The 20,282-nt window shown below is 56.2% G+C and carries 14 protein-coding genes; all 14 read right to left on the reverse strand.

Features of this window, described 5'->3' with window-relative positions; all coding sequences use genetic code 11:
- Positions 1 to 120 precede the first annotated feature (120 nt).
- Positions 121 to 756 (reverse strand): SMI1/KNR4 family protein, encoded by a 636-nt coding sequence (locus HYE77_RS02815; protein ID WP_023659328.1) that lies wholly within the window; start codon positions 754 to 756, stop codon positions 121 to 123.
- A 374-nt stretch (positions 757 to 1,130) separates the two neighbouring features.
- Positions 1,131 to 1,505, reverse strand: a complete 375-nt coding sequence (locus tag HYE77_RS02825) for a barstar family protein (RefSeq protein ID WP_087693608.1) — start codon at positions 1,503 to 1,505, stop codon at positions 1,131 to 1,133.
- Positions 1,506 to 1,734: 229 nt separating this feature from the next.
- Positions 1,735 to 1,965: a hypothetical protein gene (locus HYE77_RS02830; RefSeq protein ID WP_003218173.1), complete on the reverse strand. Its 231-nt coding sequence runs from the start codon at positions 1,963 to 1,965 to the stop codon at positions 1,735 to 1,737.
- Positions 1,966 to 2,281: 316 nt separating this feature from the next.
- Complete coding sequence (locus tag HYE77_RS02835) at positions 2,282 to 2,878, reverse strand: hypothetical protein (protein ID WP_023659327.1); 597 nt, start codon at positions 2,876 to 2,878, stop codon at positions 2,282 to 2,284.
- Positions 2,879 to 3,278: 400 nt separating this feature from the next.
- The gene (locus HYE77_RS02840; protein WP_003218174.1) at positions 3,279 to 3,767 is read right to left on the reverse strand and encodes an Imm6 family immunity protein; all 489 of its coding nucleotides are present in this window, start codon (positions 3,765 to 3,767) and stop codon (positions 3,279 to 3,281) included.
- Between the two features lie 358 nt (positions 3,768 to 4,125).
- Positions 4,126 to 4,851, reverse strand: a complete 726-nt coding sequence (locus HYE77_RS02845; RefSeq protein WP_008433670.1) for a hypothetical protein — start codon at positions 4,849 to 4,851, stop codon at positions 4,126 to 4,128.
- Positions 4,852 to 4,855: 4 nt separating this feature from the next.
- Positions 4,856 to 5,017, reverse strand: coding sequence for a hypothetical protein (locus tag HYE77_RS02850; protein ID WP_008433669.1), 162 nt, complete (start codon positions 5,015 to 5,017; stop codon positions 4,856 to 4,858).
- A 136-nt stretch (positions 5,018 to 5,153) separates the two neighbouring features.
- The gene (locus HYE77_RS02855; RefSeq protein WP_256579544.1) at positions 5,154 to 5,390 is read right to left on the reverse strand and encodes a methyltransferase domain-containing protein; all 237 of its coding nucleotides are present in this window, start codon (positions 5,388 to 5,390) and stop codon (positions 5,154 to 5,156) included.
- 135 nt (positions 5,391 to 5,525) lie between these two features.
- Positions 5,526 to 5,984, reverse strand: a complete 459-nt coding sequence (locus HYE77_RS02860) for an SMI1/KNR4 family protein (RefSeq protein ID WP_008433668.1) — start codon at positions 5,982 to 5,984, stop codon at positions 5,526 to 5,528.
- A gap of 6 nt (positions 5,985 to 5,990) precedes the next feature.
- Entirely contained in the window at positions 5,991 to 14,375 is an 8,385-nt protein-coding gene (locus tag HYE77_RS02865; RefSeq protein ID WP_177068375.1) for a DUF637 domain-containing protein, read from the reverse strand.
- Between the two features lie 31 nt (positions 14,376 to 14,406).
- Positions 14,407 to 16,128, reverse strand: a complete 1,722-nt coding sequence (locus HYE77_RS02870) for a ShlB/FhaC/HecB family hemolysin secretion/activation protein (RefSeq protein WP_177068376.1) — start codon at positions 16,126 to 16,128, stop codon at positions 14,407 to 14,409.
- Positions 16,129 to 16,449: 321 nt separating this feature from the next.
- A complete protein-coding gene (gene pgaD / locus HYE77_RS02875; protein WP_177068377.1) occupies positions 16,450 to 16,932 on the reverse strand; it encodes a poly-beta-1,6-N-acetyl-D-glucosamine biosynthesis protein PgaD in 483 nt (160 codons plus the stop codon).
- The gene (gene pgaC, locus HYE77_RS02880) at positions 16,929 to 18,275 is read right to left on the reverse strand and encodes a poly-beta-1,6-N-acetyl-D-glucosamine synthase (RefSeq protein ID WP_003218180.1); all 1,347 of its coding nucleotides are present in this window, start codon (positions 18,273 to 18,275) and stop codon (positions 16,929 to 16,931) included. Before pgaC ends, pgaD begins: the two co-directional genes overlap by 4 nt.
- A gap of 3 nt (positions 18,276 to 18,278) precedes the next feature.
- Positions 18,279 to 20,276, reverse strand: coding sequence for a poly-beta-1,6-N-acetyl-D-glucosamine N-deacetylase PgaB (gene pgaB, locus HYE77_RS02885; protein ID WP_177068378.1), 1,998 nt, complete (start codon positions 20,274 to 20,276; stop codon positions 18,279 to 18,281).
- Positions 20,277 to 20,282: the final 6 nt, after the last annotated feature.

Genomic DNA, 20,282 nt, shown 5'->3' on the forward strand with positions numbered 1-20,282 from the left:
CCTTAAATATTTAAATAAGTTCGCACCCTTTACGCTTATTTTAAATAGGGGCTAGACCACCAATACCCGCATTCGCAATAATGATGGTCTACACAGACTTCTTCATATAACTCTAACCACTTAACTATCAGTTTTTAGTTTAATCTCAGCTCCGTCTGGCAAGTCTTTAATTTGGCGGGCAATATCAGCCCTAAACCTCATCCCCTCCACAGCATCTGCCATATACATATTATCCAGCACAAACTCTCCTCCCAGCACGAATGGCACCTTCGGCAACAAACGTTTTCCTGTGGGAAGCTGACCATTTTTCTTTTGCCATTGATGCGCTAACGGGTAGCCCGTGAGCGCCTCATAATCACTAAGTATTATTTTTGCCCAGCTTTCAATATCGTCGGCCAAATACTCTAGCGCCCCGGTTTCCGGGTCAAAAATATAAATCTTGTTATCTTTAATACAGAACTGCCCACCGAAAATGTCTTCAGCAAAAAATAAGCAACCATCGGCAATACCCTTATAAGCACCGCGCCAAAGAGTATCTTCATTCCAATCACGAAGACCAATTTCGTCCTGACTAGAATGTGTGGGAAACACATGTAAAGCGCTTTCTAGGGCGTAGAAGCCATTGCGTTGAACCAGCATCCTTAAAAGTTGATCAGATAAAGCACGGGCCAATCTATGTGACGGCCCAGAAATTTCCGGCGCATGATCACTCAAAGATGAGCTTGCATTCGATAACAATTTTTCCAAGCTGGACATATTCTAATCCACCACATCTATTCGAATCTTCGTTCCGTTTGGTAACTCTCTACATTGAGCACCAACACAGGCACCAGCCCCGCGATTGTCGCTAGGGTTGATATGTCTTACGGAGGAACCTTGACCACCCTCTTGAAACATTGCAGGTGGATATTCATCACGATCAAGGCCTGGCTTGGTTTCAGTACCGCGCAAAGAGTCACGCCTGCGTGATGCTGCATTCGCGCGATCTATGGTCAGAGTACCAGGCTTACCCGCGTCAATAGCATCTTCGATGTGTTGCGCTGATTCAGGAAAGCGGCTTTTGCTGACTGTGACAATCTTTTCAGCGTCACCGCCAGCGGCCCCAGTTGCTTTTGCACCAGCGGCTTAAGCTATTTGTCTAGCAGATCCTCGACCGTGAGCCTATCAATTTCTCTGAAGACTACTTCTATCTCGTGCCCTTCGTCACCAATCCAATCAAAGACCGCATCACGTAGAATCTCAAGGTATACCTGTAGATCCTCTCTTGGCAATTCTGGAAGAGTCACATGTACAAGGACGATTTTGTGGCATGGAATCCAGCTAAGATCTCTTAAGCAATCATATAAGGCATCCCAGTTAAATCCAAAATACCCCGGCAACCAAAGCAGGTAATACAGCGATCTTATCAATTCCTCTGCAATCCCAATGGACGGGTCAATCCGCACATAAAAAACCTCGGCCGCGTCATATGAAGGCGGGATGTCCACAAACTTGAATGGCAACATTTTCGACAGGCCTCAATTTTTTATCGGGATGAAAGTTTTGGGGTCAAAGGGGACGGATTTATTTAATCAACTCATCTGGATTTTTAAATATTTAAATAAATCCGTCCCCTTTACGCATTACGCTCACAGGATGAGTGCAGGAAGGCGGCAAAAAGGGTGCAAATAGAGTGCAAAACACCGGCGCAAGGCCGGTGTCGATAGTGCCTGATCAAGTTGGGTATATTGAAAACTACATTTGTCGAATATCAGATAAAAAATCATAAAATTCTTTTTCTGTCATCTCAAACTCTGGCCCTTCGACCATTGCCATTAGTGACAACAACGCAATGTCTAAATCTTTTGTGAGAGAAAGGTTTGGATCTTGGTAAATATCAAGTGCCTCTTTTGATATTTTAAAAATATCAAATCCATCAGCAACTGCTCTTCCAAGTCTGTCAGCCACTATGTCTTCCATGCTCATTGCTGCCCCCAACTCTTTAGCTCTGCTGCGGTCGGAGGGTAGTGCTGAGCATCAACCGGCTGCCCATTAATACTTTTCGGGTGGACACGGATTACTTCTCCTGCATGGTCATAGCTTTCCATACATTGCCTCGTACTGCCCGTTTTAGGATCAAACTCCGTGGCGAAAGAAGCACCCCGAGTAGGTCCTTCTGTCCTTGCAGGAACCTCTTGGGTTAATGGGTCAAAGGGGACTGGGTCAAAGGGGACGGATTTATTTAATCGACCCATCTGGAGTTTTTTAAATTTAATATTTAAATAAATCTGCCCCTTTTACGTCAATACATACGAGAGAAATGCTCATCAATAGAACTTCCAGACCAAAAACTCACATCTGAAAATTCCAGACTATCAGAAACAACAACTATCCCCCTAAGCTCAAAAGGAATATCTTCTATACCAGCCTTAACGCTAGGGATTAAGTAGCGAAAATAGTCCCCCATTTTAGACTCTCCATCATAACCGGAAGGGAAGTCCTCCCCAGACACACTACCTTCTATAGCATGGTATATATAGACACCTTTAATTGCTGGAAGGTTATATTCTGTCAGCCTGGCTTGGAGTGAAGATCGATCCGCTATCCATCGTTCCACTTCAGCCCTAGAGTCTAGGTGACGATATGCACAGGCAGAGTATAAATCAAGAATTGTTTTACCGTTTTTAGCTTTCGGATATTCTTCGTAATCACCAGACTCTTCCCACAAGTACTCACTTAAGCTATCAAGCTTCTGCTCCACAGCTGTAACTTCCAACAAAACCTTTGGTAACGATCCAAAACAGTTATTCACCATGACGGCAATAGCACCGGCTTTGTCCATCGCAAACCAAGTAACAATTTCTCCAAATCCTGGAACCCATTGTTCATCAATAACCATCATTTATTCCCCGGCCAAGTCACCTTACAATTCGGGCATGTTTCTATAACTGCTTTAGGGGTGTATCCACCTTCATCCCTGATGGTTTTAGGACGTAAAGCCTGTGTGAATTTGATATTTTCTGGATTCCCTCCTGACCTGACAAGCTTATCTACTGCTGATACCTCTGCACATGCACCAGCAGAATTCCTGCAAAAACTTGTTAATTCACCTATTTTCACACCAAGCTTGCTCTCAACGTAGCTAACTGTGCGAGGATCCAAGCTCTCAGTGGGCAAAGGGGACGGATTTATTTAATCGACCTAGCTGGAGTTTTTAAATCTAATATTTAAACAAATCCGTCACTTTTACGTCCTAAATAAATCCTTCTCCTTTACGTTAAAGAGCAACTCTGCCAGCATTAAAACGTGGATTGCCCCCTATTTTCCAAAACGTGTGCAGATAGATAAACACTCAACTTATCAGACAAGCCTATCCGTTCAATATAATCAACAATATATACAGCAGAGCTCTCGTCCGCCTCACATACCGGCTCAGACATTTGCTCTTGTAGCCCTACAATCTTATAGGCCTTATTGGCAAAAAAACCGATCACCAACAATATTAAAATTAAACTATTTTGCTCTACGCTTTCAGATGCAAAATTTCCTTCTGCCAGCGGTCCGCTCTGCATATCATCGGAGTCTAGATAATATGCTAATTCATCAGCACTGAGCCCTCGATCAGACAACCATCGCCAACACTTATCAACTGCCTCCTGACATTTTTTTTGCGTATCACTCGCCGAGTCAAGGTTACGTAGAGCATAATCAAGCAACAGAAGGAAAATTGAGGCTTTCTTTACCCACATCATACTGTCAATGACTTTAAGCGCTTCTTCATTGTCCATTAACTATTCTCCCATCTTTAACTAGGACTGTTAGACGATTTGGCATTGCTGCCCCTCCCTCAGCGGTAACTCTTAGCAGAAGAGTAGGATAGCGCTGACTGAATTGTTTAACCACCCCATTCAGGTCACTATTACCCGTCAAACCTGCACTACACTTATTACAGATACCACTTGCATTTGGTTAAAGGGGACGGATTTATTTAATTAACTCATAAGAAATTTTTAATATTTAAATAAATCCGCCCCCTTTACGCTGTTATATCATCGACCGAGAAATAGGGGGTCAGACCACTATTAATACTTTAATTAGAAAACCGTGGCCTGAACCCTATTTCCCGCGCCCGATTCTCGCTCTAATTCACGCGTTAAACAAAACTTCTCTCAGCAAGTCCTGCCTCTCTGCCTGAGCCCCTACGGCTGCAGTGAAGCACTGATTATAGGCAGCAATCTTCAAAACGCCGCCCAAATCTTCTACTGCAAAGCAGTCGATATCCATTAACTTCTTTTCGTCGACACCCACTAACTGAAGCAAGGATTTGCTTACCCACATGAAAGCGCCAACCGCCTCAATGTAGCCGTTTCTTAAAACCCAACGCCCAGGATTTTTTGATATATCTACGACCTCTTGGGTCAGCGGAAAAGGCAGCCCATTACTTTTCTTGGGCAGATGAGCGTGTTCGACGCGCTCAACTTCAAAGAGCGTAAGACTCTCGGCATTTTGCCATCGATCATACTCGGCGTCGTAAATTCGAGCCTGAACAAAGCCGGGCTCATCGATTAAAGCTTCAATCAAGGTCTGTGCAACTTCAATCGAATTCGCCAGGTGTTTCATATCAAGCCGATAAAACGCTTTATCTGCCACATACGAAAACTCGACAGAACCGTTTGCCAGCTCAATAAAAAAACTCTGACACTTGTTTTTCTCCAAGTAATTCGAAACGTCCGCCAACCCTATTTTCTTGCCGGTAAAGCCATCAATGACGGTATCCTCATTAAAGTTTTTGAGCTGTTGTATTAGCCGCCCCCATACAACTGAAGCGCCATCATGTAGCCTCTCGCTAAAGACAATTTCAATTTCAGCCATATGATTAGCCACCGAACTCTTTAATAATCACAGTAATATTACGTTGCTTTCCATACTCTATAAGCTTGCTCGCGTCAGCCATTCCGCCCGGTTGAACTCGGATGTCCAAAATTTTCGTTGCCGGTACGCCATCCACGGTAATTTTTGAACTTTGCAAGGTGTCCATATGGGTTCTCATGTCATAAGACCACCCTTTACCTCGGGTATCAATCGTTTTCAAACTCACCACATTGGGTCAAAGGGGACGGATTTATTTAATCAACTCATCTGGATTTTTAAATATTTAAATAAATCCGTCCCCTTTACGCACTTGGTATTTTTCCGTAAGGGTTCGCAGCATTTGCGTTGACAAATATCTTTCCACCAGGCTCAACCACGCGAGTAGCTTCCGGAAGAAAATCCATCATTGAGTTAGTACCACCTGCACTCTTGGGAATGAATGGGTTACTAGCAACAATCTCTCCCACCGAACTATCCTTGAAAGGAAGTTTCGTTGCGTCCGCTCGAATACCAGACTGAATATCTGCTCGGACATCCACGTTTATAGCACCAGGAGTTTGAGCATTCTTCCCACCAAATAACTCAACAGTGGGTTTCCCACCAGAACTAGCTAATTCTCCTGTCGCTTTTGCACCGAGCCTTTCTCAACCATTTTTTAAACGCAGAATCGTTATTCAACTGAAAGACATTATTCTTTTTTCTAAGAAATCGATAAAGTTTTTCGCATACAAACTAGAAGTTTGATCAGAAAGTTCAAGCCTATAAACAGGATACTCTCCATCATTAAGACCATCGTCCGTGGCAAAATAAAATGATTCCCCTGCACCCGGCGGTTCGCAGATAAATAGCCTCTCCTTCCCACACAACCCATTTCGACCGTTAACGATTGACATATAAACGATATCCCCCCCCCTTACACTATCAAAATCCATTTCGTAGATACTATAAATCTCCTCCCCAGATATTTCCCCGCCAGAATAACACTTCAGCCACCATTTATAGCTATCAGGCAACTTCAACCCAAGACGAGCTTCAGCTTTATAAATCCACTCATCAGCAATCCCGTCACCATAATCAGCAAACTCAACGTAATCCGACTCTTTAATAAGATTAATTATTCTCGAATAATCCACGCCTAATTACTCCCCGCTCCGAGCCCGCAACTTCCAATAATCCGACTGATAAGAGTTAAACTCTTTAGCCTGCTTTGTCAATGTTTTTGCATTCAAATCCGTAGGAACTGAAACATAGTCAGTCGTAGGGTTTCTGTATTCTGCAGAGTCTTTGTAACGAGTATACCTAAAGCTTTGAGCGGCATTGGATGGGACATGAAGAACACTGCTATTCTGGCTATGGAAAACAGAACCAACTTCTGCAAGTGAACCACGAGTACCAGCGAATCCATTAACTTCAGTTTGCGAGAGATGATGTAACTCAACTGATTTCCCATCATACCCAATTGGTGCTCGACCCGAGGCCATCCTCTCAAGGTTTGAGCCTTCAACAGTTTTACCTCGTACTCTCCAGGTCGATAGGGCCTCTGGGTCAAAGAGGTCGTTACGTTGATAAACAGTCCTATCTAGAACTGTTGTTTTATTCCAAAAAACATCAACTTTAGGCGTCGTACTTGCAACATTACTACCCGCCGTCGTGCCCGTACCAGCAGAACCTAGCCCTTTTGCACCACTGGCAAGCTCTCCAGCTAACTTACCATTAAAGTATTTACTCGCGCCGCCAAACAGAGCCGCCTGAGCTGCGGATTTCGCCGTGCTCCATGCCAGGTCAGACGTTACGCTCGACTCTCCTGGAAAGGTTTCCGGAAAGAAAGAAGCTAGCACTCGGTCGGGCTCATTGGATTTAAAATCCGCCGTAATCCGGCTAGCAGAATCCCATGCCCCCACCATCGAGGTGGTGCCAAGCGCTCCTAAGCCGATGGGTAAGGCACAGGTAACAACGCCAACACATGCGGGTGACGACATCACCATCCCGGTATATGCAGTAGCCCCTCCGACTAGGCCAAGGGCAGTGTCTTTGCTTGCTCCAACGACCTGCACCGCCTTGCCGTGAGCATTGAGCGTATCGTCGCTCCAATCCTGCCAACTACGGCCACCAAACTGGCCGGTCGCCTCAAGTAACGCGATCTCCTCACTAAAAGTGGCGCCGCGATCCTGAAGTGCCTTGAAGTCCTTATAGGTTTCATCGTTGGTCGGGATCGACTCTGCGCAACTAACCAAAGCGCAGGCCGCCGCATTCAAACGATCAGCCTTTTCCGGATGGAACCGTCGCTGTTCATCCAACGCATCGGCTTGAGACTTGTGAAGCTGGTGGTTGTACTGCGTGGCATTTTTCGCCACCCAGCCACCCTTCTCCAATTTGCTAGCATCTGCATCTTTTTGTGTGGCCGCAGCTAAAACACCGACCAGTTGAGAACTCATGGACAACAATGTCTTGTCGCCCTTCACGATGTCGTTAAGCTGTACGACCAGTGCCTCATTGGCGCCGGCTGCCAATGCGCCTGTACGGAAATCTCCACCCGTTGCTTCGGCCAAGAGGCCACCGACCATCGCATGAATCGCGATCTTGGGAATTGAACCGTTTTCGATGTTCCACTTTTTCGTGTAGTCGCCGACGGCATTGAAGCTGGCCGCTGCCAGGGTATTGAATAGCGCAGTTTTCAGCGCCTCACTCCCACTGCCGCCCTGCCCCAATGCTTTACTCAACAGCGTTGAAGTACCGCCTTGCAATGTCTGGTTCGCGGCAAACTGCCCTACACCAGTCCATGTGTTGAGCTGTGGCCCCGTTATTTGCTTAGTCGCCTGATCAGTATGAGTTCCGGTCCAGCCATCAAAATAAGCTGCGGTCAATCCAGCGGTCACACCGGAAATCGTATACCCCTTCAAAGCATCCGAAGAGGTGACATCCTTGAACACCGCCCCTAAGTTGCCACGATTATTAACGACACTAACCGTCGCATTGGTCGCAGCGCCTGCCGCTACGGCTCCCGCACCTGCCGCGACAGCGACGCCTGCTCCAGCACCTGCAGCCGCAGTCATTGCCAACGGCCCGACAAATGCGGCCATCAGAATTGCTATTACAATCTGCGAGCCCGCACCTAAACCGGAGTTACTGTATTTGAAGCTATCGTGGATCTCTTTGACTTGGCGCCAGTCCACGTCACCGCGCTTTTCAGCATCCTTGAGCCAAGCCAGATTCGGATCGGCTTTGACCATGGTATCGATGGTCTGACTAACGGTTTGCTGATCGATCTGCCTGACATCAATCTTCAATCCGTCGACAGCTTTGATAACGACCTGCCCTTGAGCGATCATTTCACTCTGGCGCAGCGTTTCGTCAGTGTTGCCTTTACCTTTGGCGCTGAACCAAGCGAGGTCACCCTTGCTCTTGGTATGGCTCTCGTCATGAAGGTCTTTGACGCCTTCAAAGACGATGGCCCCGCCACTGTTAAGAATGATGTCATTACCACTATCAAGCTTCGCGACCTGGTAACGCTGGTCACCTTCGCTGATCAACGTGAGGTTGCCGCCAGTCTTGATCTCGGTCCCAACGTTCGTGGTGCGGGTTACTTCGTCTCGCTGCTCTTTCTTCGCGCCCCAGCCACCGTTCTCCTTCATGTCATACAACGTATGAGTACTGTTCTGCGCCGCCAGCAAATTCAACTTATCCCCGCTATACAGATAAGCCTCATTCCCCGCACTGATCTTGCTCGCCACCAGCGTGGTGTCGCGCCCGGCCTGGCTCGTAAAGTCCCTGCCCGCCGTCAGCACACTGGCTAACTGCGTGGTCTGCTCATCCGCGGTCTTAATGCGTTTCTTGCCGTCTTTTTCCTTGCCTTCGACGTTGTGCACATCGCTGACAGACGCCACGTTGAAATCGCGCCCGGCCTGAATGTTCAGGTCCTTACCCGCGGTGGCGTTGCTGCCGATGATGTTGACGTCTTGCCCCGCCACCATGCTCAGGTTGCCACCGGCCGTGACCGTGGCCGCTTGGTTTTTCACGTCGGTGGTGATGCTGGATTTGTGCCCGCCGTCGCTGAAGGCGTGGATCTCGCTGGTGTCGCTGACGGCGATCAGGTTGAGGTCGCGCCCGGCTTTCAGGTCGGCATCGCCGCCGGCGGTGAGTGCACCGTGGTTGGTGAGGTCGCGGCCAGCGTCGATGGCCAGGTTTTCGCGGGCGGTGATGGTGCCGGCGCTGCTGTCGGTGAGGGTGCGCATGCCGGCACCCTGGCGCACCTGGATGGCGGTGTTGTCGTTGGTGATGTCGCCCTTCAGGGTGGTGAGGCTGACCTGGGTGCCGCGTATCTCGCCAGCCATGGAATTGCGGATGCTGTCCTGGGCCAGCAGGCTGAGGTTGTTGCCGGCCTCGATCAGGCCGCCGGTGTAGAGGCTGCCGCTGCTGGCCACTGAGAGGTTGTTGCTGGCGCGCAGGGTGCCGACGTTGATCAGGTCGCCGCCGGTCATCAGGTTGAGGTCGCGGCCCTGGATCAGGCTGTTGCCGCGCACGTTGCGGGAGTCGGCCTGGGCCAGGTAGAGCACCGGCACGAGCACGGTCTGGCCGTCGACCACGCGGTTTTCCATCCACACGATGTCGTGGGTCAGGGCGCCGACTTGCTGGTCAGTGAGGGATACGCCGACGCTCAGGCGCAAGGCGTCCTTGCTGGCCAGGGCGTTGTCCATCAGGTAGCGGAACTGGTCGTAGTCGCTGGTCAGGCCACCGGCGAGGAAGCGTTGCCCGGTTTGCGCCAGCACGGCATCGCGGATCAGCCGTGACTCGTATTGCCCGTCACCCAGGCGACGCCAGGCGTTGTCGGGGCTGTAGCCGAGCTTGCCGAGCATGTAGTCGGAGCTGAAGAAGCCCGCCACAGTGGTGAGGTTCGGGTTGGTCTCGATCAGGTAGTGGCTGGTGGGGTCGGCGTTTTTGATGAACAGGCCGTAGTCGCCCTTGGGCAACTGGAAGCCGGGCGCGGTGGTGGGGTCGACCGGGGTGAAGGACTCGCCGGTGTAGTCCACGGGTACGTAGCGGCCGTCGGGCGCGATGCTGGTCACCGGCAATACGCTGCTCGGCGCCTGGGCGGTGGCGTCGTTGACGTGCTTGCTCAGGTTGATGTTGATGCCGCCGACGGGGATGCCGGTCTGGTCGTCACCGAGGGTGCCGGTCAGTTGCTCCAGGGTGTTGGTGTGCAACGTGCCATTTTGCAGGGTGCGCGCAACGTTGAGGTTGACCGCGCCACCGGCCTGTATCGTCGCGGTGTAGCCCGGGCCGCCGTTGTCGGTCCAGGTGGTGACGTTGCTTTGTTCGGAGAAACGCCAGTCGCTCGACCGGGCCTTGAGCACCTCAAAGCGTGCTTCATCGAAATTACCCGCTGCCACCGCTGCGTTGAAGGCGGGTACGTCGATGTATTCCATCCGGTCCCACTCATCGGTGTCGATGCGCTGCGGGGTGCCGATGACGATGGTGTTCTGCCCGGTGCGAGTCGCGGCGCCCTGGTTGAGCAGGTCGTTGGCGGTGATGCTCAGGTTGCCATTCGCCGCCAGCAGGCTATAGCGGTTCTGGACGTTGTCGCCCTGGATCAGCAGGTCTTTGCCCGCCACCAGGCGTGCAGAGGCCGAGTCCTTGATCGCGGATTCAAGGTAGGTCTGGTTGATGGTGATTTGACCGCGCTTGAACGAGTCGTGCCCGCCGCAGTGCTGGCCGCACTGCCAATTGAGGCTGCCGGTGGTGACGGTCTGGCCCAACTCGAATTCAGCCTTGGCGTTTTCCACATTCCGCGCACTGATGCCGATATTGCCTTCGCTTTCAACCGTACCGGAAAGGTTGCTGAAGCCCGCCGCCATGCCGCCATCGAGCGCCGCGAAACTCAGGTTGCCCTTGCTGTAGACGTCGCCGTACAGGTTGCTGAAGCTGTTCCCGCGCAGGGTCAGATCACCGCCGCTGAACAGCAGCGTGTCCGCGCTATTGCTGATGCCATTGCTGGCGCTGAGGTTGACGTTGCCTTGTGAACCGAGGGTGCCACGGTTGTTGATGTGTGCGGCGGCAATGTCGAGTTGCTGGCGTGCGGTGAGGTAGCCGAGGTTATCCAGCGTACCGCCCAGGGTGATGCGGGTGGTGGTGCCGCCGGCCAAACGCCCGCCGTTCTGGCTGAGGTTGTTGGCGACCACGCTCAGTTTTTGCTGGGCCGAAAGGCGGCCACTGTTGGTCATGTCGCCGGTCAGGTTGACACTCAGGTCACCGTCGCTGAGCAACTCGCCCGCGTTATCCAGGCTGGCGACATCCAGGGTCAGACCCTTGGCGCTGGCCAGGCGGTCGCCGGCCTTGAGGCTCAGGCCCTGGGTGCTGGTGTAGTGCAAGGCTTCATTGAGTTGCACACGGCCGAGGCCATCGACCCGGCCGAACGACCAGTCGGCAGTGCCCAGGCCATTGATGCTGCCCTGGCTGCCGCTGAGGCTGCTGGTATTGAGGCTGAACACGCCGGTGCCAGCGTGCTGCAGTTGCCCGGCCTGGTTATTCAGATGCCCGGCGCTGAGGCTGAAGGCCTGGCTGCCGAATTCAAGAATGCCGTTCTGGTTATTCAGTTGGTCGGTGACCGTCAGCGTGCTGCTGGCGCCTTCCATCGCCCGCAGTTGGCCACCCGCGCTGTTGTCGAGGTTGCCGCCATTGAAGGTCAGGCCCTGGTTGGACTCAATCAGGCCGCCTTGGTTGGTCAGTTGGGTACGCGAGGTCAGGCTGAGCTGATTGCCGCTGATCTGGCCGTTGGCGCTGTTGTCCAGGGTGGCGCCGGAGACGGTGACGTGCTCCTTGCCGAACAGTTTGCCGCCCCGGTTGGTCAAGGCCTCGACCGTCAGTTGCAGGTCGCTCTTCAAGGCGGTCAACGCGCCGGCCTTGGTGCCGTCTTGGCTGTTGTCGACGCTGTCGGCTGTCACCGTCAAGCTATCGCCCTGCACGGTGCCGCCCTGGTTGTTCAAGGTGCCCAGCGTCAGGTCGACCGCCGCGCCACCGCTGAGGATCATGCCCTGGCGATTGCTCAGGTCCTGGCCGCGGTAGCTCACGCCCTGATTGCCGGCCAGGAGTTGGCCCTGGTCGTTGTCGAGGGTTTGCGCCGCGATATCCAGGCGCTTGCCCCGCAAGGTGCCGCCCTGGTTGTCGAGGGTGGTCAAGGCCTTGACCAGCACACTGCGTTCGGCGGCGTCGATCATGCCGTTGGTGTTGGTCAGCAGGTTGCTGATGTTGAGGGTGATGTCGCCGTCATTGCTGACCAGCGCGCCCTTGCTGCTGTTGTCGAGGTCTTGCGCGGTGACAGTGAGGGCCTTGCCCAGCAGGATCCCGGCGCTGTTGCCCAGGCGCTTGCCGGTCAGCAGCAGGTCACCCTCACTTTGAATACGGCCCTGGGTGTTGAGCAATTGGTCGCCCAGCACCACGCTCACACCCGGCACACCACCGGCCAGCAACCCGGCACTGCGGTTGTCGAGGCCGCCGGCGCGTACGTCCAGTTGGTCACCGACGATACGCCCGGCGCGGTTGTCGATCTGCCCGCTTCGCGCATCCAGCAGCAACTGCTTGCCGATGATGGCGCCGCCCTGGTTATCCAGGCTCGCGGCGTGCAGCTCGATGTCGCCCTGGGCGGCCTGCAAGTGACCTTTGGCGTTGTTCAGCTGTTGGGCGACGGTCAAGGTCAACTTGCCGGCATCCGCGCTGAGTACACCTGCGTCGTTGTTGCTGAGGCTGCCGAGGGTAGCGGTGAGTTGCCCACCCACCAGCTTGCCGTCCTGGTTGGCGACGTCACCGGCGCGCAGGTGCAAGTCAGTGCCAGCCTGGGCATGACCCTGGCTGTTGTTGAAGGTGTTGGTGACGGTGAGGTTGAGCGCGCCTTTCTCGGCACTGATCAAGCCCTTGGCACTGTTGTCGAGGCGGGCGGCGTTGACCGTCACGGCGTCGGCAACCAGGAAACCGTTCTGGTTGTTGATCGTGTCCGCTGTCACACCGAGGTTGCCCGCGACAATCTGCCCGCCGGTGTTATTCAGCGTGCCGCTGTTGAGCGTCAAGCTGCCGCCCGCGACCTGGATATGGCCCTGGCGGTTATCCAGCGAATCGGTTTGCAGCGTTGCCGCCTGATCGGCACCGAAGCGAATCAGCCCGCCGAGGTTGACGATGGCCGGCGCGTTGATCGCCAGCGCTTGCTCGCCATACACCCGCGCGGTGGCGCCCTGGCTGGTCAGTCTGGCACTGTTCAGCGTGACGGTTTTACCCTGGATCACTGCGCCCTGGTTGTTCAGTTCCCGGGTGGCCGTGGCGCTCAGCGAGCGGCTGGCCAGGACGTTGCCGCTGGTGTTCAGGGTTTGCGTATTCACCACCACATCGCCGGTGGCATTGCGGCTGTTATCGGCCTGCACGCCTGCTTCGATGATGCCCGGGTTGGTGACGGTGGTGGCGTTGAGTTCGATGCGTTGGCCAGCGGCCAGGCTCTTTTGGTTGACCAGTTCTTCAGCACTGCTCACCTGCACATTGCCGGCGGCGTAGACCTTGTCGGTCAGGTTCACGTTCTGCGCGGTGACCTTGAGGTTACCGGTGGTCGCCGTCTGCGCCATGCTCAGGCGCCCGTTGGCATCCAGCTGGATATCGCCGCCACTGGCGGCCAGCGTACCGTCGAGTTTCACCCCTACGCCGGCCTCGGTGCCCACCAGTTTGATCGCACCGGCGTACATGCCGCCCAATGCCGAGGAATCGATGGCCAGCTCGGGCTTTGCGCTGCCGTCATCGGCGCGCGCGGTGGCTTTCAGGCTGTTGGCATCGACGTCGTTACGCCCGGCAATGACAGTCAATTCTCGTGCGTTGATCTGCGCATTGATCTTGGCCGAGCGGGTGATGATTTCGAAGCGGTCGACGTTGCTGGCATTCAAGCCTTCGCCGTCGATGGTCACGGCGCCGCCGTCAACCTGGTAGCGCTGCAACTGGCCGCTGGCGTCGAGCACCGGTTTGCCGGTGGTGAGGGTCACGTTGGGGGTGTTGATGAAGCCGCAGCCGCTGCATGTAACGCCGTACGGGTTGGCGACGATGACCTTGGCCGACTGGCCCGCCACTTCGGTGTAGCCGCGCAGTTGGCTGGGGCTGCCGCCGTTGACTTCGTTGAGGATGACGCTGGCCGCGCCGCCCTTGAGGTTGGGGTTGCCGACGATGTAGCCACCCAGCTGGGTGTTCGTCATGGGGCCGTTGGCGTTGTTGAGGATCACGCCGTTGGGGCCGACGTTGTAGTCCTTGAATTGGTTATGGGACAAGCCACTGCCATTGGGGGTGGCGATGTTCACCACCGGTACGCCATTGCCGGCCTGGCCGACGGTGGTGCCCGGCGCACTGACCACAATGCCTCCGGCCTGGGCCAGCAGCGGCTGCCAGAACAGCGCGTTGGCCAGGATCAGCACCAAACCGCGCTTGGGCAGGCCGAAGAACGAGTCTCGCGGTTTCAGCGCAGCAGAAGGTTGGCGGGCCAGGAAGGCAAAGTGGCGAACATCCATTGTCATATTCTCGATGTAACGGGGCGTTGAATTACAGGAAGAAATCCATGCGGAAGTAGATCGGCGCTTCGCGCTCGCTCATCACTGCCGGGCGTTCCAGGGAATGGGCAAAGGTCACGCTGGTGCTGACGTATTTGCCACGGGCGAACAACTCCAGCGAGTTGCTCGAGACCCGGCCATGCACTTCACCGTTATAGCGGTCGTTGCTGATCACACCCTGGTCGTAGCCGACGCTGGCGCCGTATTCGGCAAAGGCCGGGCGCATCCAGTCCCAGGTCACCGGGCGCGCCCAGCGCACGTCGTTGCGCCAGTAGCCGCCGCTGTCGCCGGTGAGCTGCTGGTCTTTGAAACCGCGCACCGAGGCCGAGCCGCCGAGGCTCATGCGCTGGGGGCTGAACAGAATGTCTTCACTGCGTTGGCCGGTGGCCAGGCTGGAGAAACTGAACGACTCACCCCATAGCGTGAACGGCTGCAAGTAGCTGACGGTGGCGGTGTATTTGCGGTAGCGCGCGTTGGGCAGGCGATTGCCGTACTGATCGCGCTCGTTTTCAGCTTGGGCATCGAAGGCGCCGATACCGTTCTGCATGCCCAGGTCGAGGTTGACGAAGGCATTGCCGATGCGGCGACCGTGGTTGATGCCCAGTTGCAGTTCACTGAGGCGGTTGCTGCTGGGCTCGGTGCGCACGTCGAGGATGTAGTTGTTGGTGCGCAGGTGCGACAGGCCGACGTTCACCGAGGTCTTGCTCACGTCGTCACGATGGATCACGCGCTCGGCGCGCAGTTGGTGGTTTTCGTTGTCGCCGTTCTGCTTGAATTTAAAGTCGTTGGTTACGCCAAAGGTGCGGTAATCACTCTCGCTGTAGGTGTAGCTGAAGTTCCACCAGCCCCACGGCACGTTGTAGTAGAGCATGGTGTTTTTCGAGGTTTTCTGATGGTCGCTGACGCCATCGTGGCCACCGCGCAACACCAACTGGTCGGCCAGGCCCAGGGGGCTGTCCCACTCAAGGCCGGCGCCCCACTGCTGTTCGCCAGTACTTTTCTGCCCGTCGTTATTGCGCGACAGGCTGGCGCGCCAGGGCTTCTGCGGGACGTTCCTGACCTGCACTTCACTGCCGCCCACCTGGCTTCCGGGGGTCAGTTCCATTTGCGCCTGCTTGGACGGCAAGCGATTCAACTGGTCCACCAACTGCTCGATTTCCCGCAGGTTGAGCTGCTCGCCGACCTTGCCGGGGAAGGCCATGGCCAGCTCGCGCGGGGACAGGTTGCTGCCGTCGGCGCCCTTCAAGCCTTCGAGCTTGCCTTCCACCACCAACACCTGGAGGTGGCCGGTGGAAAGGTCCTGCTGCGGCAAGTAAGCACGGCTGGTAACCATGCCTTTGTCGATGTAGTAGTCGGTGATCGACTTGAGCACTTGGTTGAGCTGGGAGACGCCCAGGCACTGGCCGATATACGGCTTGAGCAGGCGCTCGCGGTCCGGTGCAGGCAGGCTGTCGGCACCCTTGAGTTCGATGTCTTTGATCGGGAAGCAACGGGTGTCGGCCGGGGTGGCAGGCGCTTGGGGCTTGGCTTCTTTGCCGGGCAGTTCCTTGAGGTCTTCAAGGCGCCGGCGCTGTTCTTCCAGCAGACGGTTTTGCCGGTCGCGGATCAGGTCCTGATCGCCAGGCGTAGGCGCCGCCACCGCACTATTGAGTGCGAAGCAAGTCAGCAGGCAAACGCCCAGCAGCAGCCGAGTCCGTGGCAATAATAAAGACATGTTCGATCCGTCGAAAAAGCGGGGGCCGGCAAACTAACATCGAACTTCCGGTGGGCCAAGATTCTGGCTTAGTGGGAAGCTATGTTTAACAGGCATATAAGTTGCTGATTATTAACAATAAATAAATCATGCAACGTTTAATTGCTTGCAATTGGAATTTTTATTCCGACAAGCGGTAACAGTTTTGATACACCTCCAATGATGGCGCTTACAATTGCCATTACTTGGCCATCAATGCGGTATCAAGACTGGTTAGTAGCCAAAAGATGAGAAAAGTTCGCGGTTATTTTGTGAATTGGATCCCATTTTTCGATATCCCGGTTAACCAACCTCCTTGGTCCGCTCCTGCCCCGCTACCAACTTCAACCCTGGCCGCTCCACATGCCGGGACACATGGGCTGTCACTTCCTGCACGCCCCCTTCGTGGTCGTTATGAATCACCAGCACACCCGGGCGGCGCAGTTGCTCCAGGTCCCCTTCCCCCAGGCTGAAGCTGTCGCTCAAATGCTGGTCGCTCAAGGCCTTGGCCGCCGAGCGCCGCTGGGCAAAGTGCTTGCCACGTCGCTGCTGGTAGCGTGCCCAACTGATCAGCACCATCGCGTTGAACACGGCAATCCACAGGTAGATCTGCAAGGTATCCAGCGCCGCGAAAATCGGCGCATCGACCCGCGGGCCGCCGTGGCTGTCGAGCATCGGCACCAGCCCGCGCACCAGCAGGATAATCAGCCCGGCCCAGGCCAGCAGGGTCAGGAATACGTCGATGGCCCACATCACCGGGCGCTGTTGGGTTCGGATCAGATTCATGGCTGCACATCCGTAGTGGGGGCTTTGATTCCGCGATCCGGGCTGACCCAGCGCGCGCGTTTCTGGTGTTGGCGGAACAGCACCTTGGGGAAGCTGACCAGGGTGGTGAACAGGCTCACCAGCCAAAACACCAACGGGTACCAGACGGTCCAGAACAGGGTTTTCCACAGGCCCTTTTCATAGCGCCGGTCGATCATGATGCTCACCGCGAACTGCACCAGGCATACCACCGCCAGCAGCAGGCCGGTGAAGGCCGGCGGCATCAGCGAGTCGACGGCGATGGCGGCGGGCAGCGTCACCACCTTGCCCACGGCCCAAAAAATCACCGAGAGCAAAAAGGTGAAGGCCCAACCGGTGGACAGGCAGTACTCGAACAGCAGCGGCCACAGGTAGCGATGGCGCCATTGCCAGATGCCACGAATATTTTTGAACAGCACTTCAGCGCCGCCCTGGGCCCAGCGCAGGCGTTGCTTCCACAGGCCGCCGAGGGTTTCCGGCATCAGGATCCAGCACAGCGCGCGAGGCTCGTAGAAGATGCTCCAGTGGTCCAGTTGCAGCTTCCAGCTCACGTCGATGTCTTCGGTGATCATGTCGGTGCTCCAGTAGTCGACCCGGTCCAGGGCCGCCCGCCGAAACGCCACCACCACGCCGGAGACGGTGAAGATCCGCCCGAAGACCCGCTGGGTGCGCTTGATCAAGCCGATGATCGAAGAGAACTCGCCCACCTGCACCCGCCCGATCAAGGTGGAGCGCGTGCGAATGCGCGGGTTGCCGGTGACCGCCCCCAGGCGCGGGTTGTCGAGCATCGGCGCCACCAGGTACGCCGCGGTGTTCGGCGAGAGCAACGCATCGCCGTCGATGCACACCAGGTATTCGCTGCGCGCTGCTACCGCGCCCATGCGCAAGGCCACAGCCTTGCCCTGGTTTTGCGCCAGGTGCAGCACCCGCAGGCGCGGCTCTTTCAGGGCCAACGCATCGAGCACGGCGGCGGTGTTGTCGCTGGAGCCATCGTTGATCGCGATCACTTCGATGTTGCGGTATTGCTGGGCCAACGCGGCGCCGATGGTTTCGGCGGCGTTGTCGCCTTCGTTGTAGCAAGGGATCAGGATCGAGATCAGCGGCTCACCGGCGAGTACCGGCGCGGGGGTGTCATCCGCCCACGGCCAGTGGCGCTCCCAGTGCAGCCAGAAGTACAGGCCGCCGGCGATCCACAAGCCGGACATGAACAGCGGATAGAAGAAGACGAAGTCCATCAGGAACTGCCCGGTGACCAAAAAGATCAGCCCAAGGGGCACACCCAATACCAATGACAAGACGATAAGCGCGAGGATTCTGTCGAACATGAGTCAAGGATTCCACTGGTTGGAAAGGGCCGGACGCACGGTTTTCAGATCCGGCGAATTCTCCAGGAAGTTGTCGGGGTAGTAGCCAAAACTGGTCACGCCCTGACGCTTGAGCACGCCCATCCACTCGGCCATTTGTGCACCGTCCAGATCGGGGGCGGCCGAGGTGCGCCAGTCCTTGGCTTGCAACTCGAAGACTGTGCGTTGCAGCGCGCCGGGGCGGGCCTTGACGGTGGCCACGAGCTTTTCCAGCCAGGCGTTGGAGCCCTTGAGGTCCTGGCCTTCCATCAGCGGCATGGCCATCGGCGCAGTCCAGTCGTAGCTGGTGAGGAAGTCGTCGAGGTTCTGCGCGAACCAGGCTTCGCTGCCCGGGTTGAGCATCGGTTCGGCGAAGATATTGCGTGCGGTCTGCACCTGCGGGCCGCGCAGCTTGCGGACCTTGGCCGTCAGCTCATGGGTGAAGTCGATCAGGTAGCGGCTCTTGAAACGCGTCCAGCGCTGCATCACCGCAGGGTCGGCGCGCAGGGCTTCGATGGTGTCCGGCAGGCCATTGGCGGCGTAGGCCTTGAGCGCCAGCGGGCTGGCGTCTTCGAAGTCCGACAGCACCGCGTCGTCGTGGAACAGCACGCCGTCGATGGCACTGGTGCGCGCCAGGTCTTCGTAGATCTCACCGATGACCTGCCGCACTTTCGGATCGAACGGCGACAGGCGCTGGTACTGGTCCGGGTCGATGGCGACCTTGCCGGTTTGCGGGTCCCAACGGGTGACGCGGGGCAGCTTCGAATCGAGGGCGAAACTGAGCACCGGCATCCAGGCAAATACGTTCACGTGGGCCCGGGTGCGCAGTTGCCAGGTGACGCGGTTGAACAGGTCGGCGCGCACCGGCAAATGGCGGTTGGGGAAGTACAGCGAACGCACCAGGCCATCGCCCTTGGGGTCGGCGAAAGCCTGCAGAAACACGGTGCTGGCGCCCATGTCGACCACGCGCTGGATCAGTTTGTCGAGGTTGTGCACCTGCTGTTCCGGGTCCGGGTCGTAGACGTTGTCCAGGTCCACATGCAGCACCCGCAGCGGGGCTTCAGTCTGGGTCGCGACGATGGCGTTGGCGTAGTGTTCGCCGTCCGGGTCGGAGGCCACCAGGAAGCGCGGGCTGCTCATCAGGTTGCCGAGGCTGTCGAGACCGTCTTCCAGGGTCAGGGCCATCTGGTAACCCTGCTCGCCCACCACCGCCAGCGAGGTGCCATCGGCAGCGCCGTAAGGCCACACCCACACGCGCGGCGCCTTGCCGGTGACGGCACGGATCTTGTTGGAGATCGCCGTCACGTCGGTGCGCATCCGCGCCTGGAACTGGGCTTCGGTTTCGTAGCGATGGGTCGCCGGGTCAAAGCGTCGGGTGGTGGCGGCCGGTTGCAGGTTGCCCTGTGGGTTGGCCAGCACGCCCTTGTGATTGGCGTCGGTGTGCGCGGCGATTTCCACCAGGCCGGACTGGGCGATTTCGCGCACCTGCTGCCAGGTCAGGAAGTCCGAACGCGGGCGTGGTGTACCGGCGAAATCCACCGGCTGGTTCAGCGGCGTATCCACCCACGAACCCACCGGCGCCAGCAGCGCGTGCCAGTTGTAGCTGCGCAGGATCGGCATCACACGGGTGTAGAAGCTCGCGTAGCCGTCATCGAAACTGAGCATGATCGCCTTCGCCGGCAACTCCGGGCCGCCGTTGCGGGCCGCCAAAATCTGGTCGACGGTGACGGGCTGGTAGCCGTTTTCCCGCAGCCACGCCAACTGCTCGATCAAACGTTCGGTGCGCACGGCCACGACGGCCTGATCGGGGTCGCGGTCCTCGATGTCGTGGTAGGCGATACCGAGGAAATGGTTCTTCGGCCACGCCGCTTCGCTGGCAGGCTTGAGCCGCTCGGCGGGTGGGGTGAAAGGTGCGGGTTGCTGGGCGCAAGCGCTGCTCAGCATTAACCCCAGGGCCAACAGGCAACGGGACAAGACAGGCATGATCGG

Origin of the sequence: Pseudomonas sp. IPO3774, assembly GCF_013386835.1 — a bacterium.
Taxonomy (GTDB): Bacteria; Pseudomonadota; Gammaproteobacteria; order Pseudomonadales; family Pseudomonadaceae; genus Aquipseudomonas.

What these genes read in the sequence shown, in the direction of transcription:
- HYE77_RS02815 (WP_023659328.1), bottom strand. Translation starts at nt 756, where the DNA reads ATGTCCAGCTTGGAAAAATTGTTATCGAATGCAAGCTCATCTTTGAGT.
- HYE77_RS02835 (WP_023659327.1), bottom strand. Translation starts at nt 2,878, where the DNA reads ATGGTTATTGATGAACAATGGGTTCCAGGATTTGGAGAAATTGTTACT.
- pgaD (WP_177068377.1), bottom strand. Translation starts at nt 16,932, where the DNA reads ATGAATCTGATCCGAACCCAACAGCGCCCGGTGATGTGGGCCATCGAC.
- HYE77_RS02845 (WP_008433670.1), bottom strand. Translation starts at nt 4,851, where the DNA reads ATGGCTGAAATTGAAATTGTCTTTAGCGAGAGGCTACATGATGGCGCT.
- HYE77_RS02830 (WP_003218173.1), bottom strand. Translation starts at nt 1,965, where the DNA reads ATGAGCATGGAAGACATAGTGGCTGACAGACTTGGAAGAGCAGTTGCT.
- HYE77_RS02825 (WP_087693608.1), bottom strand. Translation starts at nt 1,505, where the DNA reads ATGTTGCCATTCAAGTTTGTGGACATCCCGCCTTCATATGACGCGGCC.
- HYE77_RS02870 (WP_177068376.1), bottom strand. Translation starts at nt 16,128, where the DNA reads ATGTCTTTATTATTGCCACGGACTCGGCTGCTGCTGGGCGTTTGCCTG.
- HYE77_RS02840 (WP_003218174.1), bottom strand. Translation starts at nt 3,767, where the DNA reads ATGGACAATGAAGAAGCGCTTAAAGTCATTGACAGTATGATGTGGGTA.
- pgaB (WP_177068378.1), bottom strand. Translation starts at nt 20,276, where the DNA reads ATGCCTGTCTTGTCCCGTTGCCTGTTGGCCCTGGGGTTAATGCTGAGC.
- HYE77_RS02850 (WP_008433669.1), bottom strand. Translation starts at nt 5,017, where the DNA reads ATGGACACCTTGCAAAGTTCAAAAATTACCGTGGATGGCGTACCGGCA.
- HYE77_RS02865 (WP_177068375.1), bottom strand. Translation starts at nt 14,375, where the DNA reads ATGGATGTTCGCCACTTTGCCTTCCTGGCCCGCCAACCTTCTGCTGCG.
- pgaC (WP_003218180.1), bottom strand. Translation starts at nt 18,275, where the DNA reads ATGTTCGACAGAATCCTCGCGCTTATCGTCTTGTCATTGGTATTGGGT.